Source organism: uncultured Aurantimicrobium sp., assembly GCF_936931525.1.
Taxonomy (GTDB): Bacteria; Actinomycetota; Actinomycetes; order Actinomycetales; family Microbacteriaceae; genus Aurantimicrobium.
Genome location: NZ_CAKZII010000084.1, coordinates 1 through 14,920 on the forward strand (window position 1 = coordinate 1; position 14,920 = coordinate 14,920).

At 50.3% G+C, this 14,920-nt stretch carries 14 protein-coding genes and 1 tRNA gene; 9 read left to right on the plus strand and 6 right to left on the minus strand.

Annotated elements, in window-relative coordinates; translation table 11 throughout:
* The first annotated feature begins 1 nt into the window (after nucleotide 1).
* Nucleotides 2-74 (plus strand) — tRNA-Ala (locus Q0362_RS03765).
* 56 nt (nucleotides 75-130) lie between these two features.
* On the opposite strand, the gene Q0362_RS03770 is transcribed toward Q0362_RS03765, so the two are convergent.
* A complete protein-coding gene (locus tag Q0362_RS03770; RefSeq protein WP_298119916.1) occupies nucleotides 131-1,069 on the minus strand; it encodes a hypothetical protein in 939 nt (312 codons plus the stop codon).
* A 90-nt stretch (nucleotides 1,070-1,159) separates the two neighbouring features.
* On the minus strand, nucleotides 1,160-1,630 hold the full coding sequence (locus Q0362_RS03775; protein ID WP_298119918.1) for an RpiB/LacA/LacB family sugar-phosphate isomerase: 471 nt from the start codon (nucleotides 1,628-1,630) through the stop codon (nucleotides 1,160-1,162).
* A 44-nt stretch (nucleotides 1,631-1,674) separates the two neighbouring features.
* Here Q0362_RS03775 and Q0362_RS03780 point away from each other — a divergent pair, with 44 nt between their 5' ends.
* Nucleotides 1,675-2,025 (plus strand): zinc ribbon domain-containing protein YjdM, encoded by a 351-nt coding sequence (locus Q0362_RS03780; RefSeq protein ID WP_298119921.1) that lies wholly within the window; start codon nucleotides 1,675-1,677, stop codon nucleotides 2,023-2,025.
* A 3-nt stretch (nucleotides 2,026-2,028) separates the two neighbouring features.
* Here Q0362_RS03780 and Q0362_RS03785 read toward each other — a convergent pair whose 3' ends face one another.
* The 3 genes from Q0362_RS03785 to ugpC all read right to left on the minus strand — a co-directional run bounded on the left by Q0362_RS03785 (nucleotide 2,029) and on the right by ugpC (nucleotide 5,547).
* The gene (locus Q0362_RS03785) at nucleotides 2,029-3,009 is read right to left on the minus strand and encodes a zinc-binding dehydrogenase (RefSeq protein ID WP_298119923.1); all 981 of its coding nucleotides are present in this window, start codon (nucleotides 3,007-3,009) and stop codon (nucleotides 2,029-2,031) included.
* A 9-nt stretch (nucleotides 3,010-3,018) separates the two neighbouring features.
* Nucleotides 3,019-4,356, minus strand: coding sequence for a DUF4032 domain-containing protein (locus tag Q0362_RS03790; protein ID WP_298119925.1), 1,338 nt, complete (start codon nucleotides 4,354-4,356; stop codon nucleotides 3,019-3,021).
* A 102-nt stretch (nucleotides 4,357-4,458) separates the two neighbouring features.
* Nucleotides 4,459-5,547 carry an ABC transporter ATP-binding protein gene (gene ugpC, locus Q0362_RS03795; protein ID WP_298119927.1) on the minus strand — a complete coding sequence of 363 codons (1,089 nt, stop codon included), beginning with the start codon at nucleotides 5,545-5,547 and terminating at the stop codon, nucleotides 4,459-4,461.
* Between the two features lie 181 nt (nucleotides 5,548-5,728).
* Between ugpC and Q0362_RS03800 the strand changes: the two genes are divergently transcribed.
* The 4 genes from Q0362_RS03800 to Q0362_RS03815 are packed head-to-tail and all read left to right on the plus strand — an operon-like array spanning nucleotide 5,729 to nucleotide 9,991.
* A complete protein-coding gene (locus Q0362_RS03800) occupies nucleotides 5,729-6,775 on the plus strand; it encodes an LLM class flavin-dependent oxidoreductase (protein WP_298119930.1) in 1,047 nt (348 codons plus the stop codon).
* A gap of 39 nt (nucleotides 6,776-6,814) precedes the next feature.
* Nucleotides 6,815-8,467, plus strand: coding sequence for an FAD-dependent oxidoreductase (locus Q0362_RS03805; RefSeq protein WP_298119933.1), 1,653 nt, complete (start codon nucleotides 6,815-6,817; stop codon nucleotides 8,465-8,467).
* A complete protein-coding gene (locus Q0362_RS03810) occupies nucleotides 8,464-8,736 on the plus strand; it encodes a metal-sensitive transcriptional regulator (RefSeq protein WP_298119936.1) in 273 nt (90 codons plus the stop codon). The genes Q0362_RS03805 and Q0362_RS03810 overlap by 4 nt, the downstream gene beginning before the upstream one ends.
* A 13-nt stretch (nucleotides 8,737-8,749) precedes the next feature.
* Entirely contained in the window at nucleotides 8,750-9,991 is a 1,242-nt protein-coding gene (locus Q0362_RS03815; protein ID WP_298119939.1) for a glycoside hydrolase family 3 N-terminal domain-containing protein, read from the plus strand.
* Here Q0362_RS03815 and Q0362_RS03820 read toward each other — a convergent pair.
* A complete protein-coding gene (locus Q0362_RS03820; RefSeq protein WP_298119942.1) occupies nucleotides 9,988-11,034 on the minus strand; it encodes an aromatic acid exporter family protein in 1,047 nt (348 codons plus the stop codon). The two genes, Q0362_RS03815 and Q0362_RS03820, sit on opposite strands and share 4 nt — an antisense overlap.
* 136 nt (nucleotides 11,035-11,170) lie before the next feature.
* Between Q0362_RS03820 and Q0362_RS03825 the strand changes: the two genes are divergently transcribed.
* From Q0362_RS03825 to holA, 3 genes are read left to right on the plus strand one after another with little or no spacing between them, the layout of a single operon-like run.
* Nucleotides 11,171-11,842: a helix-hairpin-helix domain-containing protein gene (locus tag Q0362_RS03825; protein WP_298119946.1), complete on the plus strand. Its 672-nt coding sequence runs from the start codon at nucleotides 11,171-11,173 to the stop codon at nucleotides 11,840-11,842.
* Nucleotides 11,839-13,866, plus strand: a complete 2,028-nt coding sequence (locus Q0362_RS03830; RefSeq protein ID WP_298119949.1) for a ComEC/Rec2 family competence protein — start codon at nucleotides 11,839-11,841, stop codon at nucleotides 13,864-13,866. The genes Q0362_RS03825 and Q0362_RS03830 overlap by 4 nt, the downstream gene beginning before the upstream one ends.
* 9 nt (nucleotides 13,867-13,875) lie before the next feature.
* Nucleotides 13,876-14,880 (plus strand): DNA polymerase III subunit delta, encoded by a 1,005-nt coding sequence (holA, locus tag Q0362_RS03835; RefSeq protein ID WP_298119952.1) that lies wholly within the window; start codon nucleotides 13,876-13,878, stop codon nucleotides 14,878-14,880.
* Nucleotides 14,881-14,920 lie beyond the last annotated feature (40 nt).

The following is a 14,920-nucleotide window of genomic DNA, read 5'->3' on the forward strand; positions in this document are numbered from 1 at the left end:
CGGGTCTGTGGCGCAGCTGGTAGCGCACCTGCATGGCATGCAGGGGGTCAGGGGTTCGAGTCCCCTCAGATCCACAAGAAATCCTCGCGATTGCGAGGATTTCCTTGTTTAATCAAACTGAGCACTTGGGCTAAGGGCTAGGGCTAGGGCTAGGGCTAGGTGCTTCTACAGAAGGTTCTCCAGTGTTGATGTCATACTCACCGCTGGCAAACTTATTCACCCACGATCGAAGATAAACAACGTCAATTTCTGAGCAGCCTGTGGGATAGAACTCTTTGTGGAGACGGATCGGCTCGTTCTGTAACTGGCCATTCTTAAGCTCGACAACGTACATCAGCGCTCCCACAGTCTTGTAGATGTCGTCCGACAAGCGTGGATCAATTTCCATCTTCCAAGCCCATGGGTTTCTATATCCGGTTGTTGTGGCCATCCATGACAAGGGCATCATGCTAGTCACCCTGTTTGCAGACACCACGAAGTTCACCGTCAAGGCATCTCTATTGTCGATGTAGTTCACGATGGAGTCATGATCTGGGCTTGTAGCTGGATCTCCCCACCAGTGAGCGTGAACCTCTATGGGGTCGTATTGATATGTCTGACCGAACTTGTTGTTGTAAAAAGCGTAGAGAGATGAATTCCAGGAAACTTCGTCCTCGCCTGACTGTTCGTTGTCGTTATTGACGTCAAAACTTATCCAGGAAGGGATATCCGCAGAGCTAACGTTGACCATCCTTGTTCCGTTATAGACGAAATCTGCTGGGGGAGTGTAAATAGAAATGTTGTTCGGCGCGTCTGCTACAAATGCCTCAACACCCGGTGGTGTTGGAGGTTGTGGTCTTATCGGTTCATCAACGACAACTTCTACTACCGGAACTTCGGTTGGTTTGATGACAGTGAGTTTTCCGTCAGCATGCTCTGAGTGTGGAGGAGCGACTGTTTCAAGGATTACGGGTGAATTGAACGCTGAGCTTGCAACAATGGCAACGCTCGACCCCAGCACAAAACTCGGCAACGCGATTGCCGTCGTGATGAGCACGGTGTGAACCGGCAGCTTGTGAATCACGATCATCCCCCTAAGGCGAGCGTATCTTGCAAATACAGCTCTATGTGGAATGTATCAACAGGATCTGAAGATAAACCGGGAGTAAATGTGATTTAGCTAGGACTGAACAGGTTTGAGGTTTAGGTCGTTGATTTCAACAACCTTGGCAACACGGCGTGCGTACTTCTCATCGCTCGCACCAAGCCACTCTGTTGTCATCCACACCCTGACAATTTCCATCGCTAGTGCGGAGCCAATGATTTTGCCGCCAATGCAGAGAACGTTGGTGTCTGAATGGCTGCGTGCCAATTCTGCGCAAAAAGAGTCTTGGCACACTGCCGCATAAACCCCGTGAACCTTGTTGGCAATCATCGCTGAGCCATAACCCACTCCATCGACAAAGATTCCTCGGTCTACCTTTCCGTTGGCAACTGCTTGCGCTGCGGGATACACATGATCGGGCAAATCAGCAGGATCAGAACTGTCTGTGCCGAAGTCGATCACAAGGTGTCCTTGAGCGGTGAGCCAGGTTGCAATTTCATTTTTAAGTGCAAGTCCTGCATGGTCATTAGCGAGGGCTATCTTCATGCCCCAAGGCTACGTGATATGTTTTCGAGGTTCAAAGGATTGACATGTCAGAAACTCTGCCCCCTTGCCCGCACTGTTCAAGTGAATACACCTACGAGATGGGTGCACTCCTGGTTTGCCCAGAATGTGCTCACGAATGGAACCCTGAAGAAGATCAGGCAAACGATTCGTCGATTATCAAGGATTCCGTCGGAAACATTCTTGCTGATGGCGACACCGTTACCGTTGTCAAGGGACTCAAGGTGAAGGGTTTCCCACAAGACATCAAAGTTGGCACCAAGGTGCGCAATATCCGTTTGGTCCCAGACGCCTCAGATGGTCATGACATTGACTGCAAAGTTGATGGCTTTGGCCAGATGCAGCTCAAGTCTTCTGTTGTGAAGAAAGTTCTCTAGAACTTATTTTTCTTCACTGATGTGAACAACGATCTTTCCTAGATTGTTTCCTGCAATCAGGGATTCGAAACCCTGGTGAATCTGGTCCAAGTCCACAACGTGGTCAATAGTTGGCCGTGCTCCTGATTCCTCCATCACTCGCAGACAGTTATAGAACTCGGCGAGTGTGCAGGTAGTGGAACCAACGATGCTGAGTTGTTGGTAGAAAATTCGATTCAAGTCTGCGTTGGCATTGGGGCCCGAAGTTGCTCCGCAAATAACCACGGTTCCACCTGGGCGTAACGACTTGAGAGAGTGAGACCAGGTGGCTTCACCAACTGTCTCCACAACGATGTCTACGCGTTGAGGTAGGCGCGCCCCTGGTTCAAATGCTTCATCAGCTCCCAAATCGAGCGCAAACTGGCGTTTACGTTCATCACGCGCTGTTACATACACAGTTGCTCCTGCGGCCTTAGCGAGCGATATAGCCGCACTCGCAACACCGCCTGAGGCTCCTTGCACGAGAACGCGGTCACCAGCAGTGAGACCTGCGCGGGTGAAGAGCATGCGATACGCAGTTCCCCAGGCAATCCCCATTGCGGCAGCCTCGTCAAAAGAGAGCCATTCTGGTTTGGGGACAAGACTGCTTTCAGGAACAGTGATGTATTCAGCAAAAGTGCCGTTATACAACTCACTGATAATGGAGCGTTGTGGGTCCATGGTCATATCACCCATGCCACGCGCAGCATCAGCGACCACGGGATAGATGATTACGGCCTGGCCATCATCTGTGTAACCGGCGCCGTCACATCCCAGGATCATGGGTATGCGTTCTGCCGGGTGACCTACACCTCGAAGTGTCCACACATCGTGTGGGTTGAGCGAAGCGGCTACAAGGCGAACACGAGCCCACCCTGTTGGAACCTCAGGGTTAGGCATCTCCTGAAGGACAAGACCTTCAAGCGGGTTGTCATGGTTTTGGCTAGTGGCTACAGCGGCACGCATGACTACAGGCTAAACCAGGTCGCGCCAATCTCGCTCAGGTTCATCTGCACCACGCGGAGGCATAGGTTCGTCGTTGTATTCAAAATCGTCGTCATCTCGGATGATGTTGACGGCTGCGGTAAAAGTGCCCGTAGGGGGACTGATCACGACTTCTTCATCTCTGCGGTATTGCAACACGTTCTCGATGTAGTCACGCACAGCTTCGTTGAGGGGGACATCTCGGGCTTGTTCCTGAGACATGAACCAGCGGTGTTCGAGTACTTGGTGGAATACTTCTGCTGGTTCAAGTTTGCTATCCAAGTTATCTGGAACAGCTCGAATAACTGGTTCAAATACTCTCGTCAGCCAGAGATGCGAAACTACTTCTTCATCAAGATTGAGAAGACTGACTGTCGCTGCATAAGAATCAAGATCGTTGAGCAGTCGTCTGGCCTGGTTTTCCTCTGTATCGAGCCCAGTTAGTCTGAGCAGGCGACGGGCATGGTGACCGGAATCGACAACCTTGGGTTGTATCTTGACCTTGGTGCCGTCTGCATCGGTCTTGATGGACAATTCTTCAATGTCAAAACCAAGTTCGTTCAGTCGCTGTACGCGCTTGTTGATTTTCCAGAGTTCATTCTGTTCAAGAAGCTCTGGGTCATTGAGTTCATGCCAGAGGGTTTCGTAGCTTGCCATGATGCGATCACTTGTCGCAACAGGATCTATTCCCTCATCGAGCTTTCCGCCGGCTTGAATGTCCATCAGTTCGCCAGCAATATTCACTCGTGCGATTTCGAGGTCGTGTTCTCGTTGGCCTTTGGTCAGGCTGTCATAGAGACGACCGGTTTCAGCATCAACAAGGTATGCCGCAAATGAGCCCGCATCTCGGCGGAACAATGTATTTGAAAGCGATACGTCGCCCCAGAAAAATCCAACGTTGTGGAGACGCACCAAGAGAAGCGCTAGCGAGTCAACCAGGCGTTGAGCTGTTTCAGGTCGAAGTGTGGTCGAATACAAAGCTCTGAAGGGCATAGAAAACTTGAGATGACGTGTCACCAACGCTGAAGGAAGAGCGTTTCCTTCCACATCGGTTCTACCCTGAATAACCGCCACGGGTTCAACGCACGGGACGTCGATTTTTTGCAAGTTGCGAAGCATTTCATATTCGCCTTGCGCCATTTCATCTGTTGTTTCTTTGATGGCGATGACGTAACCATCTAATTGAGCAAAGCGCACAATGTGACGTGAAATACCTTTTGGCAAAGCCGTGATGGTGTCATCTGGCCAGCTATCCAAGGGGATATCCCAGGGCAGCGCAAGCAAACCAGGTTCAACGGTTGCTGCCGTGATGTTGAGGGAGCCGCTCATCGGTTTTCTCTTCTGTTAAGTGAGTTGCCCGCGATCAGAGAACTGACCGCGGGCAACGTTGCACGAGATGAATTGAAGAATCCTGAGGATTCGTGCAGGGAACTAGTGAGCTACTGCTCCTGATAGGCGTTCCCCAGATTCAGCGTCGAAGACGTGAATGTGCTTTTCAGTGGGGAGTACGAATACTTCATCTCCACGCATGGGGTGGTCGCGACCATCCACGCGTACTGTGATGTTGTGCTCATTGCCATCAATGGTCACGTGACCGTAGAGGTAGCCATCTGCGCCGAGCTCCTCGACTACATCAACCTTGATCTTGAGGCCCTTGTCCTTGTTGACGGTGAGGTCTTCTGGACGAATACCTACGGTGACTGCACCAGAAGCCTTCTTGGTAACTTCTGCGTCAACTTTTGCAACAGTGTTGCCAAACTCAACGCCACCTGAAACAACCTTGGAGGGGAACAAGTTCATCGCAGGGGAGCCAATGAAGCCAGCGACGAACTTGTTTGCTGGACGTTCGTAGAGGTCACGAGGTGTTCCAACCTGCTGGAGCAGACCATCCTTGAGAACAGCGATGCGGTCACCCATGGTGAGAGCTTCGACCTGGTCATGGGTCACATAAACAGTAGTGACACCAAGACGACGCTGAAGAGAGGAAATCTGGGTACGAGTCTGAACGCGAAGCTTTGCATCCAAGTTAGACAGTGGTTCATCCATGAGGAATACCTGAGGCTTACGCACAATGGCGCGACCCATAGCTACACGCTGACGTTGACCACCAGAAAGTGCCTTGGGCTTACGGTCGAGGTACTGCTCGAGGTCAAGAAGCTTGGCTGCTTCCAGAACGCGCTCTGCACGTTCTTCCTTTTTGATGCCGGCAATCTTCAGAGCGAAGCCCATGTTCTCTGCCACAGTCATGTGTGGGTACAGAGCGTAATTCTGGAAAACCATAGCGATGTCGCGGTCCTTGGGGGGAACGTCAGTGACATCGCGGTCACCAATCAAGATGCGTCCGCCGTTGACCTCTTCGAGGCCCGCAAGCATGCGCAAGGTAGTTGACTTACCGCAACCAGAAGGTCCGACAAGTACGAGGAATTCGCCGTCTTCAACCTTGAGGTTGATTTTGTCTACTGCGGGCTTTGTGGTGCCGGGGTAGAGGCGAGTGGCGTTATCAAATGTAACTGTAGCCATGACTATTACTGCTCCTTCACCGGCAGGTACGTGCCGGACGATCCGTTGTGAATGGAAAGTGATAACCACCGTTGGCTACCACCAGTAACTAGTCTGCCATATCTGAGAGGTTTGGGAATAGAACTCGGTTCAATCCGCTTATCCTGAGTGTTGACGGGAATCACACAGTTAAGGGCACTTAGTGGCGCAAGAAATTGAATTTGGACTTGATACTTTCGGTGATGTCACCGTTGATCTGCAAGGAAAACCTGTGTCACAGGCGCAAGTTCTGCGAAATGTAGCCGCCGAGGCTGTTCTAGCTGATGAAGTTGGTCTGAACTTCTTTGGCATTGGGGAACATCATCGCGATGATTTTGCCGTTTCTTCTCCAGAGGTTTTATTGGCTTCAATAGCTGCGCAAACGAAGAACATCCACCTGGGTTCAGCAGTTACAGTCCTGAGTTCGGATGACCCCATCCGGGTGTTCCAGAAGTTTTCAACTCTTGATGCTGTCTCCAACGGTCGTGCAGAAGTAATCGTGGGTCGCGGTTCATTTACTGAGTCTTTCCCCTTGTTTGGCTTCGATCTGCAGGACTACGAGAAGCTCTTCGAAGAGAAGCTTGATTTGTTTGCTCATCTGGTCAACGGGGGACCCGTGTCATGGCAAGGCACTATCCGTCCTCCTCTTCAGGAACAATCTGTCTATCCCACTGTCGAGGGCGGAAAGCTTAAGACCTGGATCGGAGTTGGCGGGAGTCCACAGTCAGTTGTTCGTGCCGCTCAATACGGTCTTCCTTTAATGCTTGCCATCATTGGGGGAGACCCTCTGCGTTTTAGGCCCTACGTTGACCTTTATCACCAGGCTCTTGCGCAGCTGGAACTTGAAACTCTCCCCATCGGACAGCATTCACCTGGATTCATAGCTGAAACTGATGACGAGGCAAAGAACTTGATGTTCCCTCACTATCAAGTGATGCATGAGCGCATTGGCCGCACCCGTGGGTGGCCGCCGCTGACTCGTGCACAATTTGAGCATGAAGCTGGTCCTGAAGGAGCACTTTTTGCGGGTTCACCTGAAACAGTTGCTCAGAAACTAGCTCGAAGCATTCATGGTCTAGGGATTTCTCGTTTTGATCTTAAATACAGTTTGGGAACTCTGCCTCATGAGCACCTGATGAGCAGTATCAAACTTTATGGTGAAGTAGTCGTGCCTCGGGTACGTGAGCTACTTTCCGAAATGGCAAAGTAACAACTCGTAAAGATACCCCTAGGGGTATATGATTGTGTCATGTCACAAGCACTTAAAGTAGTAGTCGTTGGTGGCGTTGCTGGCGGCATGTCCGCCGCTACACGTCTTCGTCGACTTGATGAAAAAGCTGAAATTGTCGTACTGGAAAGAAGCGGTTATGTTTCCTTTGCGAACTGTGGCCTGCCTTACCACCTGAGTGGAACTATCGAACAACGTTCCTCACTGATGCTGCAAACTCCAGCGTCTTTAGCTGCACGTTTTGCCCTGGATGTTCGCGTCAAAAGTGAAGTCGTGGACATCAATCGTGAATCAAAGACGGTTACGGTCCGGAATTTAGAAACGAAGACAGACTACGTAGAGTCCTACGACTATCTCGTTCTTTCTCCCGGCGCCGCGCCTGTTATGCCGGGACAGCCAGGAGCTGACCGTGCGATGTCCATGCGAGACATCGAGGACCTTGACCGTGCCATGGCCTGGTTGGGTTCTAAGCCATCAACTGCGTTGGTGATTGGTGGCGGCTTCATTGGCATCGAGGTTGCTGAAAACCTCGTAAAGCGAGACATTGCAGTCACAATGCTTCAACGCGGAAACCAGTTGATGAAGAATCTCGATCCAGAGATGGCTGTGATGTTGACTACCCGGATGCGCTCAGCGGGTATCGATATTCGCTTCAACACGACAGCAGTCGAATTCACCAAGAAGACTGTCACTCTGTCGACCGGTGAAGAAATTGCTGCGGATGTTATTTTTTCTGCCATGGGTGTTCGACCAGAGATTGGTCTCGCCCAGCTTGCAGGTCTCAGAATTGGTGAAAATGGAGGCATTTGGGCAGACGCCGAACAGCGCACCAGTGATCCAAGCATCTTCGCAGTCGGTGACGCAGCTGAGAAAACCGATGCCATTTCTGGAGAACCTAGATTGGCCACTCTTGCAGGCCTAGCTAATCGTCACGGACACTCTGTGGCCAATGCAATTGCGCACGCACCAGTGGTGCCAGCAACCCCTGCTTTGGGAACCTCTATCGTCACGTTTGAGGGTCTTGCAGCTGCATCAGTCGGTTGGACAGAAACAGCACTACGAGCTGAAGGCCGCAATATTCGCATCGTTCATGCGCACCCTGCAAATCATGCTGCGTACTATCCGGGTGCTGAAACCATGAGACTCAAACTTATTGTCGATGCCGATACTGACCAGATTCTTGGTGCTCAGGGTGTGGGCGGTAGCGGAGTTGATAAGCGCATTGATGTGATTGCAACAGCAATGTTTGCAGGAATCAAAGCTAGTGCTCTCGCTCAACTAGAGCTCGCTTATGACCCACAGCACGGTTCCGCTAAGGACCCCATCAATATGTTGGGTTACATCAACCGCAATGTTGCTGAAGGTTTTACTTCCACTATTGAGTGGCATGAACTTGAAAAGTATCGCTCCGAAGGTTGGGATGTTCTTGATGTCCGCACAACCGGAGAACATAAGTTCGGATCTATGCCGGAGAGTATGAATATTCCTTTAGATACTTTGAGAGAAAATCTTCACGAGCTTCGCGGAAAGAAAGTTGTCGTGCATTGTCAAGTTGGCCAACGTGGTCACACTGCTACCCGAATTCTCACTCAAGAAGGAATTGAGGCGGTCAACCTAGATGGTGGCTACCTCACATGGAAGGCCGGAATGGCTTCGAAAGGAGATCAGAAATGACTGACGTAACCCCCGAGGAACACAAGGCCATAGTTAATCGCCTCAAGCGCGCTCAAGGCCAACTTGCTGCAGTGATTACTGCGGTGGAAGCAGGAGGCGACTGCAGAGCTGTTGTCACTCAGCTTTCAGCTGTTTCCGGAGCAATCGACAAAGCAGGCTTTGCCATCATTGCTAAGGCGATGCAGGAATGCATGACATCCGGTGATTCAGCAGATAAGAATGCTCCAACTGTTGCAGAGCTTGAGAAGCTGTTTCTGTCCCTCGCCTAGCTAAACTCCAAGGGTGGGCAAGACCAAACACCCGTTAGGACTATGGGCCGCTGTGATCAGCGGAACTCTGGTGACGGCAGCCTTGGGAACTTTTGGCATCTCGGAGCCAGAAATAGACCGCTATGGCAACCCTGAGAATTACACACCCATTTATGTTGCTCCTCAGGCAGAACAATGGGGTTCTCATCCTGTCGATTTTTATGTCGAGAGCAAGCTCGAGTCAATGTCACTCGAGCAAAAGATTCGTTCGCTCATCATTGCAAATACGCCTGGTACAGATCCTGCAGCTCTTTCGAGTTTCGTTTCTTCTAATGAACTAGGCGGATTCATTGTGATGGGCAGTAATGTCCCTGAGACCCCACAAGAACTTTCTTCAGTCACTGCTGCTGTCATGGGAAATACTGAACTACCTCGATTGATTGGCATCGACGAAGAGGGTGGATTGGTCAAACGTCTTCCCTATGACGGCTATGCGGGAGCGGATTCTCTCCGCAACGAACCAGTAGCTTCGACCTTTTCCGCGTTCTCATCCCGAGGGGAACTCTTGAAGAGTGTGGGTGTGAATCTGAATTTTGGAATCGTTGCCGATGTGTCGAGTGATCCCAGTTCGTTTATTTATGGCCGATCTTTTGGTCTTGATGCTTCCTCTGTCGCGGAGCGAGTTACCGCAGCGGTTTCTGGAGAAGACTCTTCTGTGCTGAGCACAATCAAACATTTCCCCGGTCACGGAAGCGCTCCAGGTGATTCACACATAGGTATTCCCACATCCCCATTGACTTATGACCAATGGCTTTCAGGCGACGCAATCCCGTTTCAAGCGGGTATTGATGCGGGAACGTCGATGGTGATGTTTGGTCATTTATCGTTTCCCGCGGTGGATGGCCTGCCGTCGTCTCTCTCTTCTACCTGGCACAAGGTATTACGAGAGCAACTGGGCTTCACAGGTGTGATCGTGACCGATGACATGACCATGCTGGAAAATTCAGGAATGCCTGAGTATTCAGACCGAGCGAATAATGCTGTTCTTGCACTTGCTGCTGGGAATGATGTTTTGTTGTATGTTCCCAACGTAAATTTTGATGCCGAATCAATTGTTACTGGTGTTGTCTCAACAGTTCAGTCGGGACAAATATCAACTCAGCAGCTTGATAACTCTGTGAGAAGAGTTTTGACCATGCGTCGTCTTCTATATCCTGAGGCTCAGACGTGGATGCCGCCCTGTGACGAGCGTTGCTTTGTCAAGGTGACGTATTAGTCGCCCGTTCCCGTGATTTCATCTCTAATTCGGCGAAGATTTTCCATCAAAAACCCAATCAGAACCCAGTTCAATCCTGATGGTGGGCTCAACCTGATGGGTTCCGTCAAAGCGGGCATTTCTTGAGTATCAGGATGAGCTTGGTTTGTTGCAGGCAAACCAGCATCTCGGACCAGAAGTCGAAGATCATGGCCTGAGCGAAGGAACTCTTCAGCTATCTGGGCAATTCCAGGTTCAGCTATGACTGTTTCGTCGTAGTTATCACGGACGCCACGAGCGACTCCGATTGTGCGTGTCACGAGTACAGCAAGTTGTTCAAGTAGTTGTTGCTGGGAATCTAACTCTTTCCCATGCGTCCCTTTGAAGACATTGAAGCGGAGGCCTTCTTGTGCTGAGCGCAAGGTTGCCTGCGCTCGATCAAGTTGAGGTCTCAGATCACGAGCACGTGTATTGATATTGGACAGAACTTCATAGCTGGTTTCACGACGCAAAACACTACCGATGTCTTCGAGGACTTCAGCAATGTTTGCACCCAAGGAGGCGATTGCTTGTTGTGAGGGGCCTATAGCCACAGGCGGAACAATGACCGCGTTGACAACGAAGGCGATACTTGCACCAATAATCGTCTCTACGATGCGGCCAATCGCATATTCAGGAGTAGCAGAGCCAATGGCGATAACGAGCATCGCGCTAATGGCGATTTGGTTTGCTGTTCCAGGGGTGAACTTAAAGACCCACCCTGCAATGAAAGCAACCATAATTGCAGCGAGGACAAGCCAACTTGGGGTTCCAAAAATTAAGCTTGCAACTAGAGCGATGGCGACGCCGAGAACGACGCCCGTACTTCTTTCAATTGCTTTGCCAAGAGATTGATTGATGCTCGGCTGGATAACAATGATTGCGGCAATAGCCGCAAAGATGGGCTGCTCGTTGGGGTAAACAGCAAGCGCAGCGAACCATGCCAGCAATGTCGCGATGATCGTCTTTGCAAGTTGGAGAAACGGTATGCGTTTCTTTGACTGCACATTGGACACGATGCTCACGTCTTCACCGTATTGCGTGCACGGTAATAGGCGCAGGTGGCTCGCCTGTAGTTCACCACCTTGTCAAGACTCTGAGGATGTCCACACTCTTTTCTTTGCGACAAAAACATACCTTTTCGATCAATAAGTTCCCCATATGAAGTGGGCAAAGCAGATTGTTCGACACGTGTGTGGACTTGACGATGAATTCAACGAGGATGATTTCAACAAGGGCGCTACTCGGAGTCGGTTCCGAATAAAGATCATTTCTGGTGTTGCAGCAATTGCAGGAATAACACTGATCGTTTTCGCAATAATCACGTCAAGTATTTCTTCAGCAGTAACAAAGGTCGAACTTTCTCCTGATCTCTCACCGACTCTCACTCCTTCGTCATCTCTTGAACAATCTTCATTTGGCACTGTTCTCATCCATGTTGTTGGGGAAGTACATTCGCCCGGGATCTATGAACTGGAAGTTGGCTCCAGAGTGATTGATGCAGTGATGTCTGCTGGCGGCCTTAAAGAGACTGCATCAGAATGTGGCATCAATTTGGCGCGTGAAATCAAAGACGGAGAGCAACTCTCCATACCCTCACTAATTGATGGCTGTACAGCATCTGCGGGACCAGGTGCGCAGAAAGCTCTGTCTCTCAATCAGGCAACAGTTGAGCAATTGGATTCACTGCCAGGAATTGGTCCAACTTTGGCCGAACGAATCGTGTCATGGCGAGAAACTCAAGGTGGTTTTACTTCAATTGAGCAGCTCAATGATATTTCTGGCATTGGGGACAAGTTGTTTGCGGGACTCAAAGATCTCGTCACGTTATGAAATCAGTTCGTTTTCAAACTGATTTTCGTTTAGCACTGCCGGTATTCATTGCGTGGATTGCTTTAGCAGTACTGCTGTTACTCTCACCTTCTGGTCCGGTGCTTGGTCAACCTCTCTTGATTTCGCTTGTGGCCGTGCTGTTGTTGTCTGGATTGTATGTAATCAGGCTGATTCCTTCCTTGGGTATGTGTTTCATTGCTGTCGGATCATTGTTTTTTGCTTATGCGGTGCTGAGCCCGAATCACATCGAACGGCAACCCTGGGACCATGTCCCTGAAGCAGAGATTCCGTGGTGGTCACTGTGGGCAGAAGAATTGCGGCAACGGTTCCTTGATGCTTCTTCTGGTCTCCCCAGCTTTGGCGGAGAGCTGATTGCTGGTTTAGCTATCGGAAATACCAGCAGGGTTTCTGAGCATCTCTCGGAAGCGATGAAGACTGTCTCGTTAACTCACATCACTGCGGTATCAGGAGCTAATTGCGTCATTGTCACGGCCAGCGTGATGGCTCTCGCTGCAATCTGTGGGGCTGGGAGGAAAACACGCTTAGTTATTGCTTTCGTTGCCCTTGTTGCCTTCGTAATCCTTGTGACTCCTCAACCAAGTGTCCTGAGAGCTGCGGTTATGGCCTCAATCGTGATCTTTTCTTGGTTGGGTGGACGCCCAGGAACGGGAATTCCTTTACTTGCCTCCGCCACGATGCTGATGTTGTTGTGGAATCCTTGGTGGGCAATTGACTTTGGTTTTATCCTGTCGGTGGTTGCGACTGCGGGGCTCCTCCTCTTTTCGCAACCCTTGACAGCGAGTCTCTCTAGGTGGCTGCCATTATGGTTGGCAACACTGGTTGCTGTGCCATTGGCTGCCCAGTTGATGTGTCAACCTTTCATCATCTTGTTAGCTCCGCAGCTGCCCACCTATGGAATCCTTGCCAATGTATTGGCTGCTCCTGCAGCACCCATGGCAACAATCTTGGGGCTCATAGCTTGTGTGTTAGTTGCCGTTTTTCCTTTGCTAGCAACCCTTGTTTTGTGGTGTGCATGGCTGCCGGCCGAATGGATCGGGCAAACCGCGCAGTTTGTGGCTGCATTGCCTCAATCTCACATTCCCTGGTTTGAGGGAGTTATTGGGAGTATTTCAGCTGGTTTATTGTCCCTCCTCACATTGGTTGTTCTTTTATCAACGAACAAAAACGTTCAAGTAGCCACAGGGACGGTACTTGTTATTTCAGTTGTTGTCTGGCTTTCTCTTTCAGTTATCTCAACGGTTCGTTTCACGAACTCCCTACCGCCCAACTGGGAGATTGCTGCATGTGATGTTGGACAGGGTGATGGTTTAGTTCTGCGAAGCGAGGGCCAAATTATGGTCATTGACGTTGGCAGAAAGCCAGCTCCAATGCGTGAGTGTCTAGAGAAACTTTCCATTACACACATAGACGTGCTTGTACTCACGCATTACGACAAAGATCATGTTGGAGGACTTGATTCAGTAATTGGAAAAGTTGAGAGGGCAATCGTCGGACTTCCTGAGAACACAGAGGATCAATCCTTACTTTCACAGCTGAGCCAATCTGGAGCTTCTGTAGAAAGGGGATTGCAGGATCTTGAGGGAACACTCGGCTTAGCTAGTTGGAAGGTCTTGTGGCCTGATGGACAACACCCGGTCATGGAAGTTGGCAATCCAGGTTCGGTGACATTATTGGTAGCTTTTCCTCACTATCGTGCGCTCTTTCTCGGTGACCTAGGTAAAGAATCCCAGCTGGAATTGATGCGAGATATAGATATGCCTCATGTAGACGTTGTGAAAGTTGCACATCATGGTTCTGCAGACCAGAGTTCAACTTTCTATTCACAACTCAAACCTTCAATAGGACTTTTTTCTGTCGGACAGGACAATGAATACGACCATCCACGTCAAGAAACCCTCACACTGTTAACTGAAATGGGCGCCCTCATTCCCAGAACAGATGAGGATGGCCTAATTCTGATCAGCCCGGAGACTTCTGGTCTGAGTGTCTGGACTGAGCGTTAGGCTGAATCTATGGCAGGTAAGGCAAAGAACGCGATTGAGCAACTCTCGTGGAACAACGCCAAGCCCGCTCCAATCGTCTTAGTTTCTGGAGCTGAAAGCTTCCTTGCAGATCGAGCTATTCAGCGGATTCGCGAAACGTTGCGTGAAGCAGATGCCTCCCTGGAAGTAAGCGATTTAGATGCCAGTTCTTATGTATCTGGAGAGCTCCTAACCTTGGCTAGCCCCTCTCTCTTTGGGGAACCTCGCCTGATACGAGTGAGTGATGTTGAAAAGTGCAATGACGAATTTCTTGCAGAAATGCTGGAATACGCAGAAGCACCTGATTCAGACACCACGGTTGTCCTCAGGCATGGCGGGGGAGTGAGAGGTAAGAAACTCCTTGATACCTTGCGCTCAGGCACAGGAGGAGCAGTCGAAGTTGTCTGTGCTGAACTCAAAAGCGATAACGATAAGTTCGATTTCGCAGGAAATGAATTCAGGTTAGCTGGGAGAAAGATTGCTCCCAGCGCTTTGCGTTCACTCGTCCAAGCCTTTTCTGGATCTGGTTCAGAACTCGCTAATGCTTGTCAGCAACTTATTGCGGATGCTGATGGGGACATCACAGATCGAACCGTTGAGGATTACTACGGTGGACGTATTGAAGCGACAGCCTTCAAAGTCGTGGACTCAGCTGTTGCGGGACGTTTAGGTGATGCACTTGTCACGTTGCGACACGCGTTGCAATCGGGCGCCGATCCTGTACCCATCGTTGCTACTTTTGCCGCCAAACTCAGATTGATGGCGAAGTTGTATGGGGAGCGTCGAAGTTCTGGGGAATTAGCTGGCTCACTAGGCGCAGCACCTTGGCAAATTGATAGAGCCCGTAAAGACCTCTCTGGATGGAGTGAAACAGGCTTAGGCAATGCCATAGAAGTCATCGCTCAAACTGATGCGAATGTAAAGGGTGCTTCGCGCGACCCAATTTATGCCTTAGAACGTATGGTGAATGTCGTTGCCAGCTATGGAAGGCGATAAGGCGCAGAAAACAAATAAGGCCCCCACATCAGTGGAGGCC